The 25,271-nt window shown below is 71.9% G+C and carries 20 protein-coding genes; 8 read left to right on the top strand and 12 right to left on the bottom strand.

Annotated elements, in window-relative coordinates; all coding sequences use genetic code 11:
* Positions 1-16: 16 nt before the first annotated feature.
* From ACIBI9_RS22930 to argC, 6 genes are all read right to left on the bottom strand, one after another.
* On the bottom strand, positions 17-523 hold the full coding sequence (locus ACIBI9_RS22930) for an arginine repressor (protein ID WP_397224173.1): 507 nt from the start codon (positions 521-523) through the stop codon (positions 17-19).
* The gene (gene argF / locus ACIBI9_RS22925) at positions 520-1,524 is read right to left on the bottom strand and encodes an ornithine carbamoyltransferase (protein ID WP_397224172.1); all 1,005 of its coding nucleotides are present in this window, start codon (positions 1,522-1,524) and stop codon (positions 520-522) included. Before argF ends, ACIBI9_RS22930 begins: the two co-directional genes overlap by 4 nt.
* Positions 1,521-2,687, bottom strand: coding sequence for an acetylornithine transaminase (locus ACIBI9_RS22920; RefSeq protein ID WP_397224171.1), 1,167 nt, complete (start codon positions 2,685-2,687; stop codon positions 1,521-1,523). Before ACIBI9_RS22920 ends, argF begins: the two co-directional genes overlap by 4 nt.
* A complete protein-coding gene (gene argB / locus ACIBI9_RS22915) occupies positions 2,687-3,559 on the bottom strand; it encodes an acetylglutamate kinase (RefSeq protein ID WP_397224170.1) in 873 nt (290 codons plus the stop codon). The genes ACIBI9_RS22920 and argB overlap by 1 nt, the downstream gene beginning before the upstream one ends.
* Positions 3,556-4,707 (bottom strand): bifunctional glutamate N-acetyltransferase/amino-acid acetyltransferase ArgJ, encoded by a 1,152-nt coding sequence (argJ, locus tag ACIBI9_RS22910; protein ID WP_397224169.1) that lies wholly within the window; start codon positions 4,705-4,707, stop codon positions 3,556-3,558. Before argJ ends, argB begins: the two co-directional genes overlap by 4 nt.
* 67 nt (positions 4,708-4,774) lie before the next feature.
* On the bottom strand, positions 4,775-5,797 hold the full coding sequence (argC, locus tag ACIBI9_RS22905) for an N-acetyl-gamma-glutamyl-phosphate reductase (protein WP_397224168.1): 1,023 nt from the start codon (positions 5,795-5,797) through the stop codon (positions 4,775-4,777).
* A 176-nt stretch (positions 5,798-5,973) separates the two neighbouring features.
* Here argC and ACIBI9_RS22900 point away from each other — a divergent pair, with 176 nt between their 5' ends.
* The gene (locus tag ACIBI9_RS22900; RefSeq protein ID WP_397224167.1) at positions 5,974-6,210 is read left to right on the top strand and encodes a hypothetical protein; all 237 of its coding nucleotides are present in this window, start codon (positions 5,974-5,976) and stop codon (positions 6,208-6,210) included.
* Positions 6,211-6,515: 305 nt separating this feature from the next.
* On the opposite strand, the gene ACIBI9_RS22895 is transcribed toward ACIBI9_RS22900, so the two are convergent.
* The 5 genes from ACIBI9_RS22895 to ACIBI9_RS22875 form a co-directional block, all read right to left on the bottom strand.
* Positions 6,516-8,555, bottom strand: a complete 2,040-nt coding sequence (locus ACIBI9_RS22895) for a bifunctional aldolase/short-chain dehydrogenase (RefSeq protein ID WP_397224166.1) — start codon at positions 8,553-8,555, stop codon at positions 6,516-6,518.
* A 6-nt stretch (positions 8,556-8,561) separates the two neighbouring features.
* The gene (gene rhaI / locus ACIBI9_RS22890; protein ID WP_185077045.1) at positions 8,562-9,719 is read right to left on the bottom strand and encodes an L-rhamnose isomerase; all 1,158 of its coding nucleotides are present in this window, start codon (positions 9,717-9,719) and stop codon (positions 8,562-8,564) included.
* Between the two features lie 10 nt (positions 9,720-9,729).
* Positions 9,730-10,047, bottom strand: a complete 318-nt coding sequence (locus ACIBI9_RS22885; RefSeq protein ID WP_185077046.1) for an L-rhamnose mutarotase — start codon at positions 10,045-10,047, stop codon at positions 9,730-9,732.
* A 333-nt stretch (positions 10,048-10,380) separates the two neighbouring features.
* Positions 10,381-13,080: a twin-arginine translocation signal domain-containing protein gene (locus tag ACIBI9_RS22880; RefSeq protein ID WP_397224165.1), complete on the bottom strand. Its 2,700-nt coding sequence runs from the start codon at positions 13,078-13,080 to the stop codon at positions 10,381-10,383.
* Positions 13,081-13,205: 125 nt separating this feature from the next.
* Positions 13,206-15,134 carry a beta-galactosidase gene (locus ACIBI9_RS22875; RefSeq protein ID WP_397224164.1) on the bottom strand — a complete coding sequence of 643 codons (1,929 nt, stop codon included), beginning with the start codon at positions 15,132-15,134 and terminating at the stop codon, positions 13,206-13,208.
* A gap of 351 nt (positions 15,135-15,485) precedes the next feature.
* Here ACIBI9_RS22875 and ACIBI9_RS22870 point away from each other — a divergent pair, with 351 nt between their 5' ends.
* The 7 genes from ACIBI9_RS22870 to ACIBI9_RS22840 all read left to right on the top strand — a co-directional run bounded on the left by ACIBI9_RS22870 (position 15,486) and on the right by ACIBI9_RS22840 (position 23,634).
* Positions 15,486-16,487 carry a LacI family DNA-binding transcriptional regulator gene (locus ACIBI9_RS22870; RefSeq protein ID WP_397224163.1) on the top strand — a complete coding sequence of 334 codons (1,002 nt, stop codon included), beginning with the start codon at positions 15,486-15,488 and terminating at the stop codon, positions 16,485-16,487.
* Entirely contained in the window at positions 16,484-17,896 is a 1,413-nt protein-coding gene (locus tag ACIBI9_RS22865) for a rhamnulokinase family protein (protein ID WP_397224162.1), read from the top strand. Before ACIBI9_RS22870 ends, ACIBI9_RS22865 begins: the two co-directional genes overlap by 4 nt.
* A 72-nt stretch (positions 17,897-17,968) precedes the next feature.
* Positions 17,969-21,196 (top strand): formate dehydrogenase, encoded by a 3,228-nt coding sequence (gene fdh / locus ACIBI9_RS22860; RefSeq protein ID WP_397224161.1) that lies wholly within the window; start codon positions 17,969-17,971, stop codon positions 21,194-21,196.
* A complete protein-coding gene (locus ACIBI9_RS22855; protein WP_397224160.1) occupies positions 21,196-21,993 on the top strand; it encodes a 4Fe-4S dicluster domain-containing protein in 798 nt (265 codons plus the stop codon). The genes fdh and ACIBI9_RS22855 overlap by 1 nt, the downstream gene beginning before the upstream one ends.
* Complete coding sequence (gene nrfD, locus ACIBI9_RS22850; protein ID WP_397224159.1) at positions 21,990-22,979, top strand: NrfD/PsrC family molybdoenzyme membrane anchor subunit; 990 nt, start codon at positions 21,990-21,992, stop codon at positions 22,977-22,979. The genes ACIBI9_RS22855 and nrfD overlap by 4 nt, the downstream gene beginning before the upstream one ends.
* Positions 22,976-23,101 (top strand): hypothetical protein, encoded by a 126-nt coding sequence (locus tag ACIBI9_RS22845; RefSeq protein WP_397224158.1) that lies wholly within the window; start codon positions 22,976-22,978, stop codon positions 23,099-23,101. Before nrfD ends, ACIBI9_RS22845 begins: the two co-directional genes overlap by 4 nt.
* Positions 23,098-23,634, top strand: a complete 537-nt coding sequence (locus ACIBI9_RS22840) for an NUDIX hydrolase family protein (protein ID WP_192785778.1) — start codon at positions 23,098-23,100, stop codon at positions 23,632-23,634. The genes ACIBI9_RS22845 and ACIBI9_RS22840 overlap by 4 nt, the downstream gene beginning before the upstream one ends.
* Here the strand turns inward: ACIBI9_RS22840 and ACIBI9_RS22835 are convergent, their stop codons facing one another.
* On the bottom strand, positions 23,635-25,215 hold the full coding sequence (locus ACIBI9_RS22835; RefSeq protein ID WP_397224157.1) for an arylsulfatase: 1,581 nt from the start codon (positions 25,213-25,215) through the stop codon (positions 23,635-23,637).
* Positions 25,216-25,271: the final 56 nt, after the last annotated feature.

Here is a 25,271-nt window from a genome sequence, read left to right as displayed (position 1 = left end):
CTTGGACGGGCGCGGGCTAGCCGCGCCGGTCGGCCACTCTCAGCAGCGCCTCCGCGACGGCCTGGCCGCCCGCCGGATCGCGGCTGATCACGAGGATCGTGTCGTCGCCCGCGACCGTGCCGAGGATCGACTCCCAGTCGGCGTGGTCGATGGCGGAGGCCAGGAACTGGGCCGCGCCCGGCGGGGTCCGCACGATGACCAGGTTGGCCGACGCGTCGGCGCCGACCAGCAGTTCTTCGGCTATGCGGTGCAGTCGCGCGGCCGGGGTCTCGCCGGTGCCCAGCCGGGTGAGCGGGATCCGGGCCCCGCCCTCGCCGGGCAGGGCGTAGACCAGGGATCCGTCGTCGGCGCGCAGCTTGAGCGCGCCGAGCTCGTCGAGATCACGCGAGAGCGTGGCCTGGGTGACCTCGACGCCGCTCTCGGCCAGCAGCTTGGCCAGCTCCGGCTGGGAGCGCACGGCCTGCCGCTGCAGCAGGTCGGTGATCTTCGCCTGCCGCGCCGCCTTGGTCATCGGGATGGTCATGAGTCCTCCGGCCTCATGACATCATCACTGTGCTTATTGGTGCCCTCGCTCCGCGAGGCCACTGACACCAGCCAGTGGAGGAGCGCCTTCTGGGCGTGCAGCCGGTTCTCCGCCTGGTCCCACACGACGCTCTGCGGGCCTTCGAGGACCTCGTCGGTGATCTCGTAGTCGCGGTAGGCCGGCAGGCAGTGCAGCACGATCGCGTCGTGCGCGGCGTGCTGGAGCAGCTCGGAGTTCACCTGATACGGCATGAGCGCGGCGACCCGCTCCTCCTTTCCGTCCTGGCCCATCGACACCCACGTGTCGGTCGCGATCACGTGCGCGCCCTGGGCGGCGGCCGCCGGGTCGGACAGCGCGATCACCGAGCCGCCCGTCTTGGCGGCGATGGCGGCGGCCCGGTCGAGGATGACCGCGTCGGGCTGGTAGCCGACCGGGGCCGCGATCCGCACGTGCATGCCGGCGGTGGCCCCGCCGAGCAGGTAGGAGTGGGCCATGTTGTTGGCGCCGTCGCCCAGGTAGGTGAGTGTGACCCCGGCGGTCCGGCCCAGCCTCTCCTGCACGGTCTGCAGGTCGGCCAGGATCTGGCAGGGGTGGAACTCGTCAGTGAGCGCGTTGACGACCGGCACCCGGGAGTGGGCGGCCATCTCGTCGATGAGCTCCTGCCCGGTGGTCCGCCACACGATGGCGGCGACCTGCCGGTCGAGCACCCGGGCAATGTCGGCGGTGGGCTCGCCGCGGCCCATGAGGACCGAGACGTTGTCGACGACCAGCGGCAGGCCGCCGAGCTCGCCGATGCCGGTGTGGAAGGAGATGCGCGTGCGGGCCGACGGCTTGTCGAACAGGACGGCGACCGTCCGCGGCCCCTCGAACGGGCGGTAGCCGAACCGGTCCTTCTTCATGGCCGCGGCGAGGTCGAGCACCTCCGCCTGCTCGGCGGGCGTCAGGTCGTCGTCGCGGAGAAAGTGTCTGACTCGCGCCGAGTCCGCGCTGTGGCGGGTCATTTGGCCGCCTCCGCGAGGATCGCCGGGTACGTGGCCAGGAACTTGTCGATCTCCTCCGCCGTGACCACCAGCGGCGGCGCGATGCGTACGGCGTCCGGCTGGAGGGCGTTGACCAGGAAGCCGGCGCTCTGGGCGGCCTTCTGGACCTCGGCCGAGCGGGGCTCGCTCAGCACGGTGGCCAGCCAGAGGCCACGCCCGCGCACGCCCTTCAGCAGCGGGTGCCGCATCGACTCCAGGCCGGCGCGCAGCCGCGCGGAGGCCGACTTGACGTGGTCGAGGTCGAGGTTGTCGAGCACGGCCAGGGCCGCGGCGCAGGCGACCGGGTTGCCGCCGAACGTGGAGCCGTGGTCGCCCTTGGCGAACAGCTTGCCCGCGTCGCCGAACCCGATGCACGCGCCGATCGGCAGCCCGCCGCCCAGGCCCTTGGCCAGGGTCAGGATGTCGGGCGTGACGCCGTCGGCCTGGTGGGCGAACCAGTGGCCGGTGCGGCCGATCGCGGACTGGATCTCGTCGGCGACCAGGAGGGCGCCCGTGGAGTCGCAGATCTCGCGGGCCGCCTCGAAGTAGCCCTCGGGCGGCGGCACGACGCCGGCCTCGCCCTGGGTGGGCTCCAGGAAGACCGCGATGCAGTCGCCGGTCACGGCCTCCTTGAGCGCGGTGGCGTCGCCGTACGGGACGAAGCGGACGTCGACCGGGAATGGGCCGAACTGGTCGCGGATCGACGGCTTGCCGGTCAGCGACAGCGCGCCGATCGTGCGGCCGTGGAAGCCGTTCTCGGCGGCGACGAAGTAGGAGCGGCCCTCGCGCTTGCCGTACTTGACGGCGAGCTTGTAGGCGGCCTCGTTGGCCTCGGTGCCGGAGTTGGCGAAGAAGACCTTGCCCGGCGCGTTGAGCAGGGTGAGGAGCTTCTCGGCCAGCAGCACCTCGGGCTCGTGCAGGAACAGGTTGCTGGTGTGGGCGATCGTGGCGACCTGCTTGGAGACGGCCTCGACCAGGGCGGGGTGGGCGTGACCGAGCGAGCTGGTCGCGATGCCGCCGATGAAGTCGAGGTATTCGTTGCCGTCGACGTCCCAGACGCGAGTGCCCTCGCCTCGTGCCAGCGCCACCGGCGGGACGCCGTAGTTGGGCATGAAGGCTTCCTCGAACCTCTTGTACAGGCTCATCAGGGCATCACCATCGTTCCGATTCCCTCATTGGTGAATATCTCCAGCAACAGCGAGTGCGACACGCGGCCGTCGAGCACGTGAGCCTGCGGGACGCCGCCCTGGACCGCGGTCAGGCAGGCCTCCATCTTGGGGACCATGCCGCTGGACAGCGTCGGCATCAGCGTCTCGAGCTCGTCGGCGTTGAGCTGGTCGATCACGTCGGTGTCGTCGGGCCAGTTGGCGTACAGGCCCTCGACGTCGGTGAGGACGATCAGCTTCTGCGCCTCGAGCGCCACGGCCAGCGCGGCCGCGGCGGTGTCGGCGTTCACGTTGTAGATCTGCCCGTCGTCCCCGCGCGCCACGCTGGAGACCACCGGGATGCGGCCGTTGTCGATCAGGGCCCGCACCGCGCCCGGATCGACCTTGATGATCTCGCCGACCTGGCCGATGTCCACGGGCTCGCCGTCCACGATCGCGTGCTTGCGCACGGCCGTGAACAGGTGGGCGTCCTCGCCGGACATGCCGACGGCGAACGGGCCGTGCCGGTTGACCAGGCCCACGATGTCGCGGTTGACCTGGCCGACCAGGACCATCCTGACGACCTCCATGGCCTCCGGCGTGGTGACCCGCAGCCCGGCGGTGAACGTGGACTCGATGCCCAGCCTGGCCAGCGCGCTGCTGATCTGCGGGCCGCCGCCGTGCACGACGACCGGGCGCAGGCCCGCGTGCTGCAGGAAGACGACGTCCTCGGCGAAGCCCGCCTTGAGCCCCTCGTCGGTCATGGCGTTGCCGCCGTACTTGATGACGACGGTCGCGCCGTGGAAGCGGGTCAGCCAGGGCAGCGCCTCGATCAGCGACTCGGCCTTGGCCTGTGCGCTGAGGGCCCTCATGAGGAGTACGCCGAGTTCTCGTGGACGTACTCGGCCGTCAGGTCCGTGGTGTGCACCGTCGCGGTGTGCGGGCCGGCCGACAGGTCGATCGTGATCGTCACGTCCCTGGGGCGCATGTCCACCTTGGAGCGGTCGTCGCCGACCGCGCCGCCGCGGCAGATCCAGATGCCGTTGATGGCCACGTTCAGGCGCTCGGGCTCGAACACCGCGTCGGTGGTGCCGACGGCGGCCAGGACGCGGCCCCAGTTGGGGTCCTCGCCGTGGATGGCGCACTTGAGCAGGTTGGAACGCGAGACCGAGCGGCCGACCTTGACCGCGTCGTCCTCCGAGTCGGCGCCGACGACCTCGATGGCGATGGCCTTGGAGGCGCCCTCGGCGTCGACCAGGAGCTGCCTGGCCAGGTCGGCGCAGACCTCGTGGACCTTCTGCTCGAACTCGGCGAGGTCCGGCTTGACGCCGGCGGCGCCGCTGGACAGCAGGAGCACGGTGTCGTTGGTGGACATGCAGCCGTCGGTGTCGAGGCGGTCGAACGTCCTGGCCGTGGCCTTGCGCAGCGCGGCGTCGAGCTCCTCGCTGGTGAGGTCGGCGTCCGTGGTGATCACGCACAGCATCGTGGCCAGGGAGGGGGCGAGCATGCCCGCGCCCTTGGCCATGCCGCCGACCATGTATCCGCTGCCGCGCCGGAACGAGATCTTGGAGACGGTGTCCGTGGTGCGGATGGCGTCGGCGGCGGCCAGGCCGCCGTCACGGGAGAGCTGGGTGGAGGCGGTCTCGACGCCGGCGAGCAGCGCGTCCATCGGCAGCCGCTCGCCGATCAGGCCGGTGGAGCAGACCGCGACCTCGCCCGCGGAGTCCTGGAGCACCTCGGCCACCTTCTCGGCGGTGGCGTGGGTGTCCTGGAAGCCCTCGGGGCCGGTGCAGGCGTTGGCGCCGCCGGAGTTGAGCACGACCGCTCGTAGCCGTCCGCCGGCCAGGACCTGTTGCGACCACAGCACGGGGGCGGCCTTCACGCGGTTGGCGGTGAAGACGCCCGCGGCGGCCCTGCTGGGCCCGTCGTTGACGACGAGGGCCAGGTCACGGGCGCCGCCGGACTTGATCCCGGCGGCGATGCCCACGGCCCGAAATCCGAGTGGTGCGGTTACGCTCACGCCGCCTCCTTCGTCGGCAACGCAAGCGTTTGACGCCCGTGCTCATTGGTTCGTTCGCTGCGCTCTCTCACGGTGCGACTCCTGTCAGGGGAAGGCCGAGCTCTTCGGGGAGGCCAAGTGCGAGGTTCACGCTCTGGACGGCGCCGCCGGCCGTGCCCTTGGTGAGGTTGTCGATGGCGATGACGGCGACCACGCGGCCCGCGCGTTCGTCGAGCGTCACCTGCAGGGCGGCGGTGTTGGCGCCGTAGGTCATGGAGGTGGCCGGCCACGTGCCCTCGGGCAGGAGCGTGACGAACGGCTCCTCCTTCAGCGCGACCTCGTACGCCGTCCGCAGCGACTCCTTGGTGAGGCCGGGCGCGGCCGGGGCGGTGCAGGTGGCGAGGATGCCGCGGCTCATGGGGGCCAGCGTCGGGGTGAACGAGACGCGGACCGGGGTGCCGGCGACGGCCGACAGGCCCTGCTCCATCTCGGGCGTGTGCCGGTGGACGCCGCCCACGCCGTACGCGCTGACCGAGCCCATGACCTCGCTGCCGAGCAGGTTGGGCTTGAGCGACTTGCCGGCGCCGCTGGTGCCGCTGGCGGCCACCACGACCACGTCCGGCCCGGCCAGGCCCGCGGCGAACGCAGGCGACAGGGCCAGCAGGACGGAGGTCGGGTAGCAGCCGGGGACCGCGATGCGCGTGGCCGTCCGCAGGACCTCGCGCTGGCCGGGCAGCTCGGGCAGGCCGTAGGGCCAGGACCCGGCGTGCTCGCCGCCGTAGAACTCCTGCCAGGCGGCCGGGTCGGTGAGCCGGTGGTCGGCGCCGCAGTCGACGACGATCGTCTCCGCGCCGAGCTGGGCGGCGACGGCGGCCGAGTGGCCGTGCGGCAGGGCGAGGAAGACGACGTCATGCCCGGCCAGCGTGTCGGCGACGGTGTCCTCGATGATCCGGTCGGCCAGCTGCGGCAGGTGAGGCTGGTGGGCGCCGAGGCGGCTGCCCGCACTGGACGCCGCGGTGAGCGCGCCGATCTCGAACTCGGGGTGCCCTAGGAGGAGGCGGAGCAGCTCTCCTCCCGCGTAGCCGCTGGCACCCGCGACCGCTGCCCTCATTCAGCCCTCTCTCCTGCATATTCATGCATTATTGCTCATGACCTTACTGTGAAGATAATGCACTCCACGGGATGGACATGCAAGCTGGAGGCGTCCAGATGACCACATCGTGAGACGGGGAGGGTTCCCAGTCCGCTGCAGGTGAATGCCAAGCGGGGGCGGCGATGATGGGGCGCATGAGCGACTTCTTGCCCGATCTCCAGTTCGTCACCCCTGCTGGGAGGGATCCGGGGCGGCTCGGGCGGATCGTCCTCGTGCTGCTCTGGCTGACGGTGTGCCTGGCGCCGGTGGCGTTCGCGATCGGCGATCTGGAGCTGGCCACAGGGCGGGCCGGCACGCCGGGGACGCTGCGGGTGGCCTCGTGCGAGGCGCTGGGCCAGGGCCGCTGTGACTTGGCTCTCGACTTCCGCTAACATTGCGTGCGCGATACGTCACGCTCGGACATGGCGTCAACATGCTGGGCCCCCTTGCCACCAGAGAGATGGTCTGGGGCCTCCCCGCTGGCCGTTCCGGACGGGCCGGATCGTGAGAGATCCGGCCCGTCCGGAACGGACCACGCACTAGATGCGTGTCGCCGCCCGGACGGTGGAAGCCGGGGACCAGCGCGCCCAAGACCGTTCGGGGCGCGCCAGTGCGCGGACTTGCTTCGGCTCACTGCAAAGGAACGGTTTCCTGGTCACGGCGTCACGGCCGTCGTTGGGCAGGTGGCCGCCTACTTCTATCGCAGGAAGGCGGCGGCCACGCCCGCGTCCACCGGGATGTGCAGGCCCGTGGTGTGGGTGAGGTCGTTGCCGGTGAGGGCGAAGACGGCGGCGGCCACGTGCTCGGGCAGGACCTCGCGCTTGAGCAGGGTCCGCTGGGCGTAGAACTCGCCGAGCTTCTCCTCCTCCACGCCGTAGACGGCCGCGCGGTTGGCGCCCCAGCCGGAGGCGAAGATGCCGGAGCCGCGTACCACGCCGTCGGGGTTGATCCCGTTGACGCGGATGCCGTGCGTGCCCAGCTCGGCCGCCAGCAGCCGGACCTGGTGCGCCTGGTCGGCCTTGGCCGCGCCGTAGGCGACGTTGTTCGGGCCGGCGAAGACGGCGTTCTTGGAGGAGATGTAGACGATGTCGCCGCCCAGCCCCTGGTCGATCAGGACGCGGGCCGTCTCGCGCGCGACCAGGAACGAGCCCCTGGCCATCACGTCGTGCTGCAGGTCCCAGTCGTCCAGGGTGGTCTCGAGCAGCGCCCGGGACAGCGACAGGCCGGCGTTGTTGACGACCAGGTCCACGCCGCCGAAGGCCAGCACGCCCGCGCGTACCGCCGCGGCGACCTGCTCCTCCGAGGTGACGTCCACGGCGACCGCCACCGCGACGTCGGACACCCGGTACGCGGCCGCGCCGAGCTCGGCGGCGACCTTCTCCGCGGCGGCCACGTCGCGGTCGGCGACCACCACGCACGCGCCCTCGGCGGCCAGGCGGCGCGCGGTCGCCGCGCCGATGCCGGAGCCGCCGCCGGTCACCAGCGCGACGCGGGTGGCCAGGGGCTTGGGCTTGGGCATGCGGCGGAGCTTGGCCTCCTCCAGCTCCCAGTACTCGATGCGGAACTTCTCCGACTCGGGGATGGGCGCGTACGTGGAGACGGACTCGGCCCCGCGCATGACGTTGATGGCGTTGACGTAGAACTCGCCGGCCACGCGGGCGGTCTGCTTGTCCTTGCCGAACGAGAACATGCCGACGCCCGGCACCAGCACGATCGCCGGGTCCGCGCCGCGCATGGGCGGCGAGTCCGGGGTGGCGTTGCGGTCGTAGTAGGCCGTGTAGTCGGCGCGGTAGGCGGTGTGCAGCTCGCGCAGCCGTTCGACGGCCTGCTCCAGGGGCGCGTCCGGCGGCAGGTCGAGCACCAGCGGCGCGACCTTGGTCCGCAGGAAGTGGTCGGGGCAGGACGTGCCCAGGGCCGCCAGGCGCGGGTGCTCGGCGCGGGAGACGAAGTCCAGCACCTCGGGCGTGTCGGTGTAGTGGCCGACGACGCGGATGTCGGTGGAGGCCAGGCCGCGGATGTGCGGGAACAGCGCGGCGGCCCGCGCGTGCCGCTCGGCCTCCGGCAGCGTCTCGTGGATCACCGAGCCGAACGGGTCGGGGCGGCCGTGCTCGGCCAGGTACGCCTCCGCGGTGCGGATGATCTCCAGCGAGCGGGACTCGCACTCCTGCGCCGTGGCGCCCCAGGCGGTGATGCCGTGGCCGCCGAGGATGCAGCCGATGGCCTGCGGGTTGGCCTCCTTGATGGCGGCGATGTCCAGGCCGAGCTGGAAGCCGGGCCGCCGCCACGGCACCCACACCACGCGGTCGCCGAAGACGCGCCCGGTCAGTTCCTCGCCGTCGGCGGCGGTCGCGAGCGCGATGCCGGCGTCGGGGTGCAGGTGGTCGACGTGCGCGGCCTCGACCAGGCCGTGCATGGCGGTGTCGATCGACGGCGCGGCGCCGCCCTTGCCGTGCAGGCAGTAGTCGAACGCGGCGACCATCTCGTCCTCGCGCTCCACGCCCGGGTAGACGTTCACGAGCGCGCGCAGGCGGTCCAGGCGGAGCACGGCGAGGCCGGACTCCTTCAGCGTGCCCAGGTCGCCGCCCGAGCCCTTGACCCAGAGGAGTTCGACGTCCTCTCCGGTGACCGGGTCGGGCGCCGCGCCCTTGGCCGAGGTGTTGCCGCCCGCGTAGTTGGTGTTGCGCGGGTCGGCGCCCAGCCGGTGCGAGCGCTCCAGCAGTTCCTTAACGACTTCCATGGTTGGTCAGGCCCCCCAGCCGGCCTGGTTGCCGCCGACACGCTCGGCGGCGATCTTCTCGAAATATCCGGACTTGGCGTACGCGGTCATCGGGTCGGGCGCCAGCCCCGACTCCTCCCGCAGCTCGGCGAGCAGCGGCCGCACGTCGGTGTTGTAGGCGTCCATGAACACGGCGTTCGCGCCCAGGACGTCGCCCTCGGACTGGGCGGCGGCCAGCGCCTCCCGGTCCACCAGCAGCGCCTTGGCGGTGGCCTCCTGGACGTTCATGACCGAGCGGATCTGGCCCGGGATCTTGGGCTCGATGTTGTGGCACTGGTCGAGCATGAACGCCACGCCGGCCTCGGCGTCGAGCCCGCCGCCGCGGACCACTTCGAACATGATGCGGAACAGCTGGAACGGGTCCGCCGCCCCCACCATCAGGTCGTCGTCGGCGTAGAAGCGCGAGTTGAAGTCGAACCCGCCGAGCTTGCCCTCGCGCAGCAGGAACGCCACGATGAACTCGATGTTGGTGCCCGGCGCGTGGTGGCCGGTGTCCACCACGACCTGCGCCTTGGGGCCGAGCTTGACGCAGTGGGCGTACGCGGTGCCCCAGTCGGGCACGTCGGTGGCATAGAAGGCGGGTTCGAAGAGCTTGTACTCCAGCAGGAAGCGCTGGCCCTCGCCGAGCCGGTCGTACACCTCGGCCAGGGACTCGGCCAGGCGGTCCTGGCGGGCCCTGATGTCGTCCTGGCCCGGGTAGTTGATGCCGTCCGAGAACCACAGCTTGAGCGTGTCGGAGCCGGTGGCGTCCATGATGTCCACGCACTCGAGCAGGTGGTCGGTGGCCTTGCGGCGCACCCGCGCGGACGGGTTGGTGACGCTGCCCAGCATGTAGTCGTCGTCCTGGAAGACGTTGGAGTTGATGGCTCCGATGCCCACACCCAGCTCACGGGCGTGCCTGGCCAGGTCGGCGTAGTCGTCCACCTTGTCCCACGGGATGTGCAGGGCGACCGTGGGGGCGATCCCGGTGTAGGCGTGCACCTGGGCGGCGTCGGCGAGCTTCTCGTACGGGTCGCGCGGCACCCCCTTCTGTGCGAACACCTTGAACCGCGTGCCGCTGTTGCCGTAAGCCCAGGACGGCGTCTCGATGTGCTGCGCCCGCAGCGCGGCCTTGATGTCAGTCATTACTCCCCGATCAATCCAGGTGGAACACTTCGTCCAGCGGGTGCATGCCCTCGTCGGGCCGCCCGTCGAGGCTCTCGAAGAACGGCGCCATCTCGGCCTGCCAGCGGGCGTTGACCTCGGTCTCGGCCATGGCCTTCCTGGCTGCCTCGAAGTCCTCGGTCTCCAGGTAGCCCACGAGGAGGCCGTCGTCTTTGAGGAAGAGCGAGTAGTTGTGCCAGCCGGTGCGCGCGAGCGCCTCTCGCATCTCCGGCCAGACGTCTCGGTGGCGTTCGCGGTACTCCGCCAGCCGCTCTGGGCGGACTTTCAGCAGGAAGCAGACGCGTTGCACTGACACTCCCTTCAAAACGTTTTAATCCTTCGTGCAGGAAACTATGATTCCTGGTGCTCGCTGTCAATGCGCCCCGACCCACGGACCCCGCACGGTGATCGCCCAGCCACGATGACACGTTTTAATCCCCGACCCCCGGCAACGACGGGCCGCCGCACTCGCCCACGACACGCACGACGCCCACGCGCGACCCAGGCCGCCGACTGGCAGCGAGGCCCCGCCAGGGCCCACCGACCACACCCCGCACCACGCCGCCGCAGCGCCGCGTCGGCGAGACGTCCCACGGGCGGGACGGGGCGATGGTAGTGGGTGGGCACCGGCGGGGCGCGGTGGTCATGTGGGGAGTTTGTTGCCGACGAGGGCCAGGTTCTGGATGGCCGCCAGCCCGTACAGGGCCGTGGTGTTGGTGGAGACCCAGGCGGCCTCGTCCGTCGGGTTGAGGGTCGTCGTGACCTTCTCCGACTTCCACGGCAGGTTCGGCGCGTAGCCGTCCCCGGTGGCGAACTCCGTCCACGCCCGGGCGGCGAGGTCGTCGCGCTGGAGCCGCACCGCCGCGTACGCCGTGAGCCGGGAGTGCCCCTGCTTGAGGATGAGGTTGCCGAAGTTCGCGCCCGTCTCGGCGGCCTGCTCGGCCTTGGTGGCGTTGAACAGGCGGCAGTACTGGAGCCAGGCCCGCTCGAAGTCCGGCATGTCCACCAGGTCGATGAGCTCGGCGCAGATCTCGACCTGGCCGAACATGGCCGACAGGTGGGACACCGCGACCTTGCGAGCGGCCGGGGCGAACTCGCCGGTGCTGAGGTTGTAGAGGCCCTCGCCGGTGACGAAGCCGTTGGGCATGGCGGCGATGGTCCGCATGGTGGCCTTGAGCTTCTTCTCGGCCACCGGGTCCCCGCCGCGTTCCCACTCGGTCAGCCAGGCGGCGGCCAGGCCGCTCCAGTCGGTGCCCAGCCCGATCGCCAGGGCCGAGGGGTCCGGCGTGTACGGCTCCGTGCGGATCTTGCGGAGCGGGTCGATGGCCAGGAATGTCTTGTCGGAGTCCACCAGCGCCCGCATGAGGTCGCCGGTGCGCTCGTCGGCGGTCAGGAAGTAGAAGATGCGCCGGTAGACCGCGGTCGAGATGCGCTGCTGCTTGGCGCTGCACCCCCAGTGCTGCACGTTGTGCCGGCTGCCGAGCCCGGCCCAGGGCCCGAGGTGGTAGACGTCCACCTCGCCGGTGTGCCGGGTCATCGCCTCGGCGAAGCGGAACACGTCGGCGCGCCCCGAGCGCAGGTAGGCGTACCAGAGCCACAGGTCGGGCGAGAGCTCCGAGTTGTCCCAGGCGTAGCCGCCGACGTCGTAGCGCCACACGTGCCGGTCCTCGTCGAACGTGTGCATGATGTCGCCGTAGTCCCAGAACCCGTACCAGTGCCGCTGCTCGACCTGCTTCCTGTAGTAGTCGAAGAGGAAGTCGAGGCGGTCCTCGATGGTCTTCCTGCCGGGCGTCGACCGGTCGACGGGGCTGAACAGGCCGCCGAACACCTTGGCGGCGGCCAGGTGCGCGGGCGGCGCGACGATCAGGGGCGGCGTCCGGACGGCGTCGGCCATCGCCCCGAGCCGGGCGGCGTCGGGGGTGGCGGCCAGCGCCCAGAACGTCAGCTCGCTCGTACGCGCGATCCCGAGCGGCGTGCCGAAGCCGGGCTCGTAGTCCTCGTACGTGATGTTGAGGCCCTCGATCTGCTCCGGGTAGGTGTCCTGGCCCATGCCGTCGTGGTAGAAGCGGGTGTCCATCGGCCCGGCCTCCGGCGACCAGAGCCAGACGGTGACCTCGGCCTCCTCCGAGGCGGCCCCGCGGATGTCGAGCTGGGTGGGGTGCCGCTGCCAGAAGTCACGCATGCCGAACGCGAGGCCGCCGCTCGTCCCGCCCACGTAGCCGAGCCCCGAGGCCCGCCGGCCCTGGTCGACGGCGACCCAGCCGTACCCCTTCTTGGTGCGCTTCTTGAGCGTGAAGCCCTCGGAGGACAGTTGCGCGAGGGTGTAGTCGCCCCAGTCGGGGATGAGCTGGACGCGGCTGCTGACGCGCGTGTCCCAGGTGGCGATGTCCGGCAGCCGCTGCCCGGCCACCTGCGCCTTCCGCACGGCCGCGCCGGGGTCGCGGCGCAGGCCCGTGATGCCCTTGACGGCCTCGGTGAGCAGGCCGTGCCCGTCGCCGACGAACCGGATGTGCCGGTTGTACGGCTCGTCCCGCATCGGGACGCGGAAGCGCACGCCGAGCCCGGCGACGAAGTCGTGCTGCCCGTCGCGGTCGAACACGAACGTGTGCGTCATCCGCACGCTCTCCGCGCCCGCGTAGAAGTAGAGCCTGATCGTGAACGGCAGCCACGACCGGCCCTTCTTGGAGGTGTGGCGGCCCTCGATCCGGACGACCGCGCGCACCGGGCCGGACTGCTCGACCTCCACCTTCGAGATGTCGCTCAGGTAGGAGTCGACCTCGACGGTGCGGTCGTCATCGTCGTCGATCTTGCCCTGGCGGAGGTTGACGAGTTGCCCCTTGCGGGCGATCTCCGTCTCGCCGCGCCAGATCTGGCTGATCAGCTCGCTGCCGCTCTTGCGGACGCGGGCCCGGATCACGCCGGTGTCCACGTCCACGTACTGCTTCTCGTCCTTGACGGTGACGGGCTTGGCGGGGGCGGCGGCGGTGCCGGGCCGCAGCGTGTACGTCTCGGCCGCGGGAGCCCCGGAGCCGACCGCGTGAGCCGTCCACTTCAGCGACCCGTCCGGCCAGTACGCCAGCGGCCACGTCTGCATCGGCACGGCGGCGCCGTCGGCCGCGGTGAGCGCGAACGCCTGCTCCTTGGCCACGGCGCCCTTCGGCCACGGGACGCCCCAGGTGGTGCCGGGCGCCTCGGCGGGCTTGTCCTCCAGCCAGCGCAGGGGGACGTCGGGGACGGCCAGCGCCGCCAGCGCGGGCGACTCCAGCGCCGAGGCCAGCGGAACGGCGGCTCCGGCGACGGCTAACCCCTTCAGGGCGTCGCGGCGTGAGATCTGCTCGGACACAGGTGCACCTCCAGGCGGGAAGGGACGCGCTCGGACACGCCCCTCGGGGGGTTGTGGGTGGTACCGCTCCCTTGGGGAAGCGCTTTCCAAAGCCGGATGGCGGGACGCCCGCGGGCGCCCCGCCGTCAGGCGGAGATCACGCGGATGTCGCCCGCCGCCACCGTGACCGGGTCGCCGCCGGGCGGGGTCACGACCGCGTCCTCGCCCGTGTGGTTGACGGCGAACAGGTAGGAGCGGCCGTCCGCGTGCGAGCGCCGTACGACCTCCACCCCGGCGGGGGCGGCGGCGACGGGTTCGACGCCCGCCTCCGTGGTGACGGCGGCGATGACCTCGGCCAGGCCGTCGTCGTCGAGTCGGGTGGTGAGGTAGTGCGCGAACCCGTCGCCCCACTCGTTGCGGGTCCAGGCGGGCTCGCCGGTGGCGTACGTGTCGAGGACCTTCGCGCCCGTGGCGTGCGCCACCTCGCTCCAGGCGGTCCCCGACGCGCCCGAGGCCAGCGCGATCGGCCCGTCGAGGGGGAAGAACTCCTCGACGCTCACCCCGAGCAGGTCGCGCCACGCCCCGGGGTAGCCGCCGAGCCGTACCCGGTCGTGCTCGTCCACGATCCCGCTGTACGGGCCCACGAGCGCGACCCCGCCCCGCTCCACGAACTGCGCCAGGTTGGCCGCCCCCGCGTCGCTCACCAGGTAGAGGGCGGGCACCAGCACCAGGCGGTAGCCGGTCAGGTCGCCCTCGGGGTGGGCCAGGTCGCAGGTGACGCCGGCCCGCCAGAGCGCGGCGTGCCAGCGCTTGGCCTCCTCCACCGGGTCCATGTCCACGGAGGGCTGGGCCGGGTGGTCCTGGGCCCAGACGCTGGAGTGGTCGATGAGGATCGCCACGTTGGCGCTGACGGTGCTGCCCGCCACGTCGGCGAGCGCGGCCAGCTCGGCGCCGAGCGCGGTCACCTCCCGCCAGATCTTGGTGTCGGTGCCCGCGTGCGGCAGCATCGCCGAGTGCCACTTCTCGGCGCCGGCGCGGGAGGCCCGCCACTGGAAGTACATGATCCCGTCCGCGCCCCTGGCCAGATGGGTCAGAGAGTTGCGGCGCAGCTCGCCGGGGGCCTTGGCGCGGTTGCGCGGCTGCCAGTTGACGGCGCTGGTCGAGTGCTCCATCAGCAGCCAGGGCCGGCCGCCGTTGAGCGAGCGGGCGTAGTCGGCGGCGAAGGCCAGATCGATGTGCGGCTCCGCGCGGGCGCCGATCAGGTAGTGGTCGGTGGAGACCACGTCCATCTCGGCGGCGAAGGCCCAGCAGTCCATGTCCCAGTGCGCGCCCGCCATCAGGTTGGTGGTCGCGGGCACGTCCGGGGTGATCTTCTTCAGCAGGTCGCGCTCGGCGGTGTAGAGCTCGATGAGCGCGTCGGAGCTGAAGCGGCGGTAGTCGAGCTGCTGGCCGGGGTTGGGGAAGGTGGGGGTGGCGCGCGGCGGCAGGATCTGGGCCCAGTCGCTGTAGCGCTGAGACCAGAACGCGGTGCCCCACGCGTCGTTGAGCGCGTCGAGCGAGGCGTAGTGCGAGCGCAGCCAGGCGCGGAAGGCCGCCGCCGAGGTGTCGCAGAAGCAGCGCGCGTTGTGGCAGCCGTACTCGTTGTGCACGTGCCACAGGGCCAGCGCCTCGTGGTCCCGGTAGCGGATGGCCACCTGCTCGGCGATGCGCAGCGCCTTCTCGCGGTAGATCGGCGAGCTGGGGCAGAAGCCCTGCCTGCTGCCGTGGGTCAGCCGCCGTCCGTCGGCGTCCACCGGCAGCGCCTCCGGGTAGGTGTCCCCGAACCAGGGCGGCGGGGCGGCGGTCGGCGTGGCCAGGTTGGCCTTGATCCCGTTCGTGGCCAGCAGGTCCATCACGCGGTCGAACCAGCCGAAGTCGAACACTCCCTCGGCCGGCTCCAGCAGCGACCAGGAGAAGATGCCGACGCTGACCCGGTTGACGCCGGCCGCACGCATCAGCGCGACGTCCTGCTCCCACGTCTCCTCGGGCCACTGCTCTGGACTCCAGTCCCCGCCGTAGGCGATGACGTCCGGCATGAAACCTGCCTTTCGCAAGTCTGTTAGCGCTCACAGCGTGTTACGTCAGCGTTTACGGGGGATTAAAACGTTCCTCAAGCGCGTCGCACAAGGCCCGGCTCGCCACCTCGGATGGGTTCCCGCTGATCAACAGGGGTGATTACGCAGGCAGGCCCGCCAAATCCAGGCGTGACCCGTGATGCTGGTGTTACCTTAACGTTATGAGAACCGGGGAAGGCGGCCTCTGTGCGCCTCCCGATACAAACGTTTTACTCGATTCCCGCGCAACTCTGCCCACTCCAGGCCCGGAAATGCGGTCCCACCGGTGCCGCGACTGGCGCCATAGTCGTTAGTACGTTTTAATTGGTCCCCATGGCCATGGTCAGCATCAAGGACGTCGCCGCACACGCCGGCGTCTCCCCGGGCACGGTCTCCAACGTACTGAACCGGCCCGGAAAAGTCGCCCCCGCCACCCGGGAGCGGGTGGAGGCGGCGATCAGCGAGCTGGGATTCGTCCGGCACGGCTCGGCCTCGACGCTGCGCGCCGGGCACAGCAGGACGATCGGCCTGAGCGTGATCGACATCGGCAACCCGTTCTTCACCGAGGTCGCGGCCGGGGTCGAGGACGTGGCCAGCGAGCTCGGCTACGCGGTGATCCTCGGCAACTCGGCGGGCTCGCAGGACAAGGAGGAGCGCAACCTGCGGGTGCTGGCCGAGCACCGGGTGCGTGGCGTGCTGATCACCCCCTCCGGCGAGGACCCGGGCCGGCTCGACCGGCTGCGCGAGCGCGGCATCAGCGTCGTCCTGGTCGACCACCCGGCGCACCGGCCCGACCAGTGCGCCGTGGCCGTGGACGACGTCGCGGGCGGCCGGGCCGCGGTCACCCACCTGCTGGCCAAGGGCGCGCGCAGCGTCGCCTACGTGACGGGCCCGATGACGATCAGGCAGTGCGTGGAGCGCTGGGAGGGCGCCAAGTCCGCGATGCGGGCGGCCGGGCTGGACCCCGACGACATGAAGGTGGCCGAGACCGCGACGATGACGGCCCGCGCGGGCGAGAAGGCGGCCGCCGACCTGATCGGGAGCGGCCTGCCCGAGGCCGTGTTCTGCGCCAACGACCTGCTCGCGCTCGGCGTTCTGCGCGCGTTGTTGCGGGCGGGCGTGCGGGTGCCGGAGGACGTGGCGCTGATGGGCTACGACGACATCGACTTCGCCGCCGCCTCCACCGTGTCGCTCAGCTCGATGCGGCAGCCGACCTACCAGCTCGGCCGGATCGCCACCGAGCTGCTGCTGGACGAGTGCGACAACCCGGACACGCACGCGCACCAGCACATCATGTTCCAGCCCGAGCTCGTCGCCAGGGAGTCCACACAATGAGCCGCCGTTTCGCCGCCGTCGACCTCGGGGCCTCCAGCGGCCGGGTGATGCTGGCCGACCTCTCCGACGGCCTGGAGCTGACCGAGGTCCGCCGCTTCCCCAACGAGCCGGTGACCGAGGCGGGCCGCCTCCACTGGAACATCACCGGCCTCTACTCGGAGATCCTCGACGGACTGCGCGACGCGGGCCCGGTGTCGTCCATCGGCGTGGACTCGTGGGCGGTCGACTACGGGCTGCTCGACGAGTCGTACCGGCTGATGGGCAACCCGGTCCACTACCGCGACGACCGCACGCGTGGGGTGGCCGAGCGGGTGGCCGACTCGATCGGGGCCGAGTCCCTGTACGACGTGTCCGGGCTGCAGGTGCTGCCGTTCAACACGATCTACCAGCTGCTCGCCGACCGGCTCGACGGAGCCGTGACGATGCTGCTGATCCCCGACCTGATCGGCTACTGGCTCACCGGCGAGGTGGGCGCGGAGGTGACCAACGCCTCGACGACCGGGCTGCTCGACGTGCGCACCAGGTCGTGGGCGTTCCCCCTGATCAAGCAGCTCGGGCTGCCCAACGGGCTGTTCCCGCCGCTGCGGCAGCCCGGCGAGGCGGTCGGCGGGCTGCGGCGGCACGTGGCCGACGTGGTCGGCTGGTCGGCGCCCGTCACGGCGGTCGGCTCGCACGACACGGCCTCGGCCGTGGCGGCCGTGCCCGCCTCCGGTCCCGCTTTCGCCTACATCTCGTGCGGCACGTGGTCGCTGGCCGGGGTGGAGCTGCCCGAGCCCGTCCTGACGCCCGAGAGCCGGGCCGCGAACTTCACCAACGAGGCCGGCATCGACGGCACCGTCCGCTACCTGCGCAACGTCATGGGGCTGTGGCTGCTGCAGGAGTGCCTGCGCGCCTGGCCGGGCTCCGACCTGCGCGAGCTGCTGACGGCGGCGGCGGGCGAGCGGCCGTTCGCGGCCGTGGTCAACCCGGACGAGCCGGTGTTCCTGCCGCCGGGCGACATGCCGGCCAGGATCGCCGCCGAGTGCCGCCGCACGGGGCAGGAGCCTCCGTCGTCCCCGGCCGCGTACGTGCGGTGCGTGCTGGAGAGCCTGGCGCTCGGGCACCGGCTGGCCGTGCGGCAGGCGATGGAGCTGTCCGGCCGCGACGTCGAGGTCGTCCACCTGGTGGGCGGCGGGTCACGCAACGAGCTGCTGTGCCGGCTCACCGCCGACGCCTGCGGGCTGCCGGTGGTGGCCGGGCCCGCGGAGGCGACCGCGCTCGGCAACGTGCTCGTGCAGGCGCGCTCGGCGGGACTCGTCTCGGACCTGGACGAGATGCGCTCGCTGGTCGCCGCTTCCCAGCCGCTGCGCCGCTACGAGCCCTCCGGCGACCCCCAGGCGTGGGAGAAGGCCGCCGCGCGCATCGCCTGACCCCCTTCGACCTGCGGGTTTTCGCCTCCCGGGAGCAGGGCAGGAACCCGGCCAGGGGTTTCGGGGGGCGTCATGGAGATGCGTTGGCCGCTGCTGCGGCAGCTGACCGGCGAGGACCGCAGCGGGCGGGGAGCGGCGGTGAAGTCGGCCAGGACGGCGGAGCTGCGTGCCCGCACGGCCACGGCCGACCGGGTGGTCAAGTCGATCTGCCCGTACTGCGCGGTGGGCTGTGCCCAGAACGTGTACGTACGGGATGAACGGGTCGTCCAGATCGAGGGCGACCCCGACTCCCCCATCAGCCGCGGCCGGCTGTGCCCCAAGGGCGCGGCCAGCCTCCAGCTCACCACCGCGTCCGACCGCCGGCACAAGGTGCTCTACCGCCCGCCGGGCGGCGCCGACTGGCAGGAGATCGGCCTCGACACGGCCATGGACATGGTGGCCGACCGGGTCATCGCCACCAGGCGGGAGACCTGGGAGTGGGAGAGGGACGGCAAGCGCACCGCCAGGACCCTGGGCATCGCCAGCCTGGGCGGCGCGACGCTGGACAACGAGGAGAACTACCTCATCAAGAAGCTGCTGACGGCGCTCGGCGTGGTTCAGATCGAGAACCAGGCCCGCGTCTGCCACAGCTCCAGCGTGGTCGGGCTCGGCACGTCGTTCGGCCGGGGCGGGGCCACCACGTTCATGCAGGACCTGCAGCACTCCGACTGCGTGGTCATCCAGGGCTCCAACTTCGCCGAGGCGCACCCGGTCGGCTTCCAGTGGGTGATGGAGGCCAAGGCGCGCGGCGCGGTGATCATCCACGTCGATCCGCGCTTCACGCGCACGAGCGCGCTGGCCGACCTGCACGTGCCCATCCGCGCGGGCTCCGACGTGGCCTTCCTCGGCGCGATCATCAACCACGTGCTGGAGAACGACCTGTTCTTCCACGAGTACGTGGTCAACTACACCAACGCGGCCACCATCCTCAGGGAGGACTACCGGGACGCGGAGGACCTCGACGGCGTGTTCTCCGGCTTCGACCCGGAGACCCGCGTCTACGACGACGAGACCTGGCAGTACGAGGGGATGACGGTCTCCCCCGCCGCCGGCCAGCGCGACAAGGACTACGAGCGGCGGGTGGGCAAGCTGCCGCCGGGCCGCTCCGAGATGCTCGGCGCCACCGGCCTGCCGATGGACGGGACTCCGCAGCGCGACGAGACGCTGCGCCACCCGCGCTGCGTCATGCAGGTGCTGCGCCGCCACTTCGCCCGCTACACCCCGGAGATGGTCGAGCGGGTATGCGGCGTGCCGCGCGAGCTGTTCCTGCGGGTGTGCCGGCATCTGACGGACAACTCCGGCCCCGACAAGACCGCCGAGTTCGTCTATGCGGTGGGCTGGACGCAGCACAGCGACGGCTCGCAGTTCATCAGGGCGGCGAGCATCCTGCAGCTGCTGCTCGGCAACCTGGGCCGGCCCGGCGGCGGCATCCAGGCGCTGCGCGGGCACGCCAGCATCCAGGGCTCCAGCGACGTGCCGACGCTGTTCAACCTGCTGCCGGGCTACATCCCGATGCCGCACGCGCACGAGGACCTGGGCCTGCGCAAGTTCCTGCGGGCCGACTCGCCGCACCGGGGCTGCTGGGCGAACATGCCCGCGTACCTGATCAGCCTGCTCAAGGCGTGGTGGGGCGAGTCCGCCCAGCCGGACAACGACTTCAGGTTCGGCTACCTGCCCAGGCTGACCGGGTCGCACAGCACGTACGACACCGTGCTGGCCCAGCTCGACGGCGTCTGCAGGGGCTACTTCCTGCTCGGCGAGAACCCCGCGGTCGGCTCGGCCAACACCCGGATGCAGCGCCTGGGCATGGCGAAGCTCGACTGGCTGGTGGTCCGCGACTTCAACCTGATCGAGAGCGCCACCTGGTGGAAGGACGGCCCGGAGATCGAGACGGGCGAGCTGATCACCGAGGACATCGACACCGAGGTGTTCTTCTTCCCCGCGGCCTCGCACACCGAGAAGAGCGGCAGCTTCACCAACACCAACCGGCTGCTCCAGTGGCACCACAAGGCGGTCGAGCCGACTGGTGACGCGCGCAGCGACCTGTGGTTCATGTACCACCTGGGGCGGATCATCAGGGAGAAGCTGGCGGGCTCGGCCGACCCGATGGACGCGCCGGTGCTCGAGCTCACCTGGGACTACCCACTCGAGGGCGAGCTGTCCGAGCCGTCCGCGGAGGCCGTGCTGGCGGAGATCAACGGCTGGGGCCCCGATCGGCGGCCCCTGTCGGGGGCGGGCGACCTCAAGGACGACGGCTCCACGGTGTGCGGCTGCTGGATCTACTGCGGCGTGTACGCCGGCGGCGTCAACCAGGCCGCCCGCCGCAAGCCGCACACCGAGCAGGACTGGATCGCCGCCGAATGGGCGTGGGCCTGGCCGGCCAACCGGCGGATCCTCTACAACCGGGCCTCGGCCAGGCCGGACGGCAGCCCGTGGAGCGAGCGCAAGAAGCTCGTCTGGTGGGACGCGGACGCGGGCCGGTGGACCGGGTTCGACGTGCCGGACATCGACGAGGACAAGGACCCCGGCTTCCGGCCGCCGGAGGACGCCCAGGGCGTGGCGGCGCTGTCGGGGACCGATCCGTTCGTCATGCAGGCCGACGGGAAGGGCTGGCTGTTCGCCCCGTCCGGGGTGGTGGACGGGCCGCTGCCGACGCACTACGAGCCGCAGGACTCGCCGGTGGCCAACCCGCTCTACAGCCACCAGCGCAACCCGGCGCGCAAGGTCTACCCGCACGAGGACAACCGCTACCAGCCGAGCGGCGACGAGCCGGGCGCGTCGGTCTACCCGTACGTGGTGACGACGTACCGGCTGACCGAGCACTTCACGGCGGGCGGGATGAGCCGGCACACGCCGTACCTGGCGGAGCTGCAGCCGGAGATGTTCTGCGAGGTCTCGCCCGAGCTGGCCGCCGAGCGCGGGCTCGTGCACGGCGACTGGGCCACGATCGTCACGGCGCGCAACGCCATCGAGGCCAGGGTCATGGTCACCGACCGGATGCCGTCGCTGCGCCTGGACGGGAAGGTGCTGCACCAGATCGGGCTGCCGTTCCACTACGGGCCCAACGGCCTGGCCAGGGGCGACGCGGCCAACGAGCTGTCGGCGATCTCGCTCGACCCCAACTCCCACATCCAGGAGGTCAAGGCCCTGGCGGCCGACATCCGGCCCGGGCGGCGGCCGCGCGGGCCGGCGCTGCCGGAGCTGGTCAGGTCCTACCAGCGACGCGCGGGCGTCGGCGCCGGCACGGGGACGGAGGCGTGATGGGGCGTGTGGGGTTCTTCACCGACACCAGCATCTGCATCGGCTGCAAGGCGTGCGAGGTGGCCTGCAAGGAGTGGAACGCCGTCCCCGAGGACGGCCTGGCCTTCACCGGCATGTCGTACGACAACACCGTGGGCCTGGGCTCCGACACCTGGCGGCACGTCGCGTTCGTCGAGCAGCGCCGGCCGCTCGGCCACCAGGAGCCCGGGGTCGGCGACATGGACTTCCGCTGGCTGATGGCCTCCGACGTGTGCAAGCACTGCACGGAGGCGGCCTGCCTGGACGTGTGCCCGACCGGCTCGCTGTTCCGCACCGAGTTCGGCACGGTCGTGGTGCAGGAGGACGTCTGCAACGGGTGCGGCTACTGCGTGCCCGCCTGCCCGTTCGGGGTGATCGGCAAGCGGGAGAGCAGCGGCCTGGCCGCCAAGTGCACCATGTGCTACGACCGGCTGGGCGACGGGCAGGAGCCCGCGTGCGCCAAGACGTGCCCGACGGACTCGATCCAGTTCGGGGACCTCGACGAGCTGCGCGAGCGGGCCGAGCGCCGGCTCGTCCAGGTGCGCGAGGCGGGGACCGCCTCCGCCCGCCTGTACGGGCACGACTCGGGCGACGGGGTGGGCGGCATGGGGGCGTTCTTCCTGCTGCTGGACGAGCCCGAGGTGTACGGCCTGCCGCCCGATCCCGTGGTGACCACCAGGGACCTGCCGTCGATGTGGCGGCACGCGGGGGTCGCGGCGCTCGCCCTGCTGGCGGGCGTGGCGGCGACGGCGCTCCCGATCTGGAGGAGGCGGGGATGACCAGTCAGACCGACGTGCGCCTGGACGGCTCGGCCGAGCTGCGCACCGAACGCGAGGCCACGCCGGGCTCCGCGGGCGACCGGCGCGAGCGGCGCAGGCCGCCGGAGGCGGGCCCAGAGAAGGGCTACGACTCCTACTACGGCCGGCCGGTGCTGAACGAGCCGACGTGGCAGGAGCACGACATCGCCGGCTACCTGTTCCTGGGCGGCCTGGCCGGCGCGTCGTCCACGCTGGCGGCCGTCGCCGAGCTCACCGGGAGGCCACGCCTGGCCAGGGTGGGCAGGGTGGCCGCGCTGTGCGCGCTGGGCGGCTCGTTCTACTCTCTGATCCACGACCTGGGGCGGCCCGAGCGGTTCATCAACATGCTGCGGGTGTTCAAGGTGACCTCGCCGATGAGCGTCGGCACGTGGATCCTGACCGCGTACGGCCCGCAGGCCGTGTGCGCGGGGGCGGCCGACCTGACCGGGCGCCTGCCCAGGCTGGGCCGGGCCGCCACGGTCGGGGCGGGCCTGGCGGGGCCCGCGGTGGCCACCTACACCGCCGCGCTGATCTGCGACACCGCGGTGCCCGCCTGGCACGAGGGGTTCCGCGAGATGCCGTTCCTGTTCGCCGGCTCGGCCGCGGCCGCGGCGGGCGGGCTCGGGATGCTGGCCGCGCCGCTGTCGGAGGCGGGCCCGGCCCGCCGGGTGGCGATGCTGGGCGCGGCCGTCGAATGCGTGGCCGCCACCCGGATGGAGCGGCGGCTGGGGCCGCTGGCCGAGCCGCTCAAGCGCAGCCCGCTGCTGCGCGCGGGCGAGGCGCTGTCGCTGGCGGGCGCGCTGGCCGGGGTGACCGTCGGCCGGCGCAGCAGGATCGCGGCCGTGGCGGCGGGCGCCGCCCTTCTCGCGGGCTCCGCGTGCACCCGGTTCGGGATCTTCCGCGCCGGGATGGAGTCCGCCAACGACCCCAAGTACACCGTCCAGTGGCAGCGGAGGAAGCTCGCATGAGCCGCAAAGTCATCGCTTACCTGCCGTTCTTCTGCATCGTGCTGATCACCTGCGCGGCTTCCCTGCTGGCGGGCAGGAGCGTTCCCGAGGGCCGGATCCGGGGACGTACGATCAGCAGATGACCGAAAAGACCGAAACCACGCCTGGATGGCTCTCGCCCGACGAACTCGAGTCGGTGCGGGGCCAGCTGCCCATCCTCTACGTCGACGCCGTGCCGGTGCGGGTCGACGACACCGGCGTGGTCACCCGCGTCGGCCTGCTGCTGCGCATCGCGTCAGACGGCACGGTCAGCCGGGCGCTGGTCTCGGGACGGGTGCTGCACCACGAGCGGATCCGCGACGCGCTCCTGCGTCATCTGGAGAAGGACCTCGGCCCCGTGGCGCTCCCCCACATCCCCGCCTCCCCTCAGCCGTTCACCGTCGCCGAGTACTTCCCCACGCCCGGCGTCACCCCCTACCACGACCCTCGCCAGCACGCCGTCTCCCTGGCCTACATCGTCCCCGTCGCGGGCGACTGCCGGCCCCGGCAGGACGCCCTGGACCTGGAGTGGTTCACCCCTGAGGACGCCGCGTCGCCGGCCGTGCAGCAGGAGATGACCGGCGGGCAGGGCGTGCTGCTCAAGCAGGCCCTCGCCCACGTTGGCTGCCTGCCCTGATCAAACGGCTCTGCGGAAGGAGAGGGAGCGCCCGCCCGCGTCGAACTCGGCGCGGGCGGTGATCCGCTTCCCGCTCCCGCCGGGGAGCGCGAAGCCGACCGAGATCGCCGTTCCCGGGTCCACGCGCGGCATCGTGCGGGCCCGCGCGCGGTTCAGGCCCAGCTCGACCTCGCGCCAGGGCACCGACGAGCCGTTGTACAGCGTCACCACGACCTGGCCGCCGGTGATCTCGGTCTTCAGCCCGTACGGGATGCGCGGGTCCGGGCCGATCGAGTCGTCCAGCAGGCTCATCAGCTCGTCCACCAGCTCCACCCGCTCCGCCGCCAGGTCGCGGAGCTCCCCCGGGTCGGTGGCCAGGTCGTACAGCTCGACCCGGCCCTCCGGGCCGGCGCCCGCGATGTGCGGCGCGAAGCGGACCAGCTTCCACCGGCCGCGCCGGATCGCCTGGGCCTTGCGGGGCCGGTTCCACACCAGGTGGTCGTGCTTGGGGGCGCCCGCGCCGGTGAGCAGGCCGCGGAAGGACAGGCCGTCGAGGTGCGCGGGCACCGGCACCCCGGCCAGGTCCGCGAGGGTCGGCAGCACGTCCCACGAGGCCACCGGCTGTTTCACCACGCGCGGCCGCAGCCCTGGCGACCAGGCGATCAGCGGCACGCGGATGCCGCCCTCGTACACGTCGCGTTTGTCCCCGCGCCAGGGCCCGTTGGAGTCGAACAGCTCCGGCGTCACGCCCTTCTCGCTGTGCGGCCCGTTGTCGCTGGTGAACAGCACGAGCGTGCGCTCGGCCACGCCGGCCGCGCGTAACTCCCGCACCAGCGTGGCCACGTCGGCGTCGAGCCGGGCCACCTGCGCGGCGTGCCGCCGGTTCGGGCCGCTCCACGGCCGGTCCTCGTAGCGCCCGGCGTCGCCGGGGATGACGCTCGGCGAGTGCGGCAGGTTGGTGGGGAAGTAGAGCAGGAACGGGTCGTCGCCGCCGCGCCGGATGAACTCGATCGCCCGCTCGCGGAACAGGTCCGGCGCGTACTGTTTGCCGTCGAGGCGCACCTTGGCGCCGTTGTGCCACAGGTACGTGGGGAAGTACTGGTGGGCGTGGGCGTGGCCGATGTAGCCGAAGAACTCGTCAAAGCCGCGCTCGTTCGGGTGCGAGGCCTGGCCCGGCAGCTCGGGACCGAATCCCCACTTGCCGAAGCAGGCCGTGCGGTAGCCGGACAGCCGCAGCAGCTCGGCGAAGGTGAGGTCGGCGTCGGTGAGCGAGCGCTGCGGCCCGCCCTCCGGGTTCTCGCGTACGGTGCCGTGGCCCGCGTGCAGCCCGGTGAGCAGCGCGCAGCGTGACGGCGCGCAGAGCGGCGCCCCGGAGTAGGCGGTCTCGAAGCGCACACCCTCGGCCGCCAGCCGGTCCAGGTTGGGGGTGCTGATCAGGCGCTGCCCCTGGCTGCCGATCTCGCCCCAGCCCAGGTCGTCGGCCAGGATCACGACGATGTTGGGCCGCGCGGGAAGACCCGCTGAGGCGAGAGCGGGTTTGGGCAGGCTGAAGCCGGCGAGGCTTCCGGCGAGCAGGGTACGGCGCGAGGGCCCGTCGATCACGATCCGCAACCTATCGGAGCCAAAGGCGAATAGGAGACAAATCGCAGCTGAACTTC

The sequence above is a fragment of the Nonomuraea sp. NPDC050451 genome (genome assembly GCF_044458585.1).
Note: the sequence above shows the minus strand (reverse complement) of the source record. Positions and strands in the feature narration are given on the sequence as shown.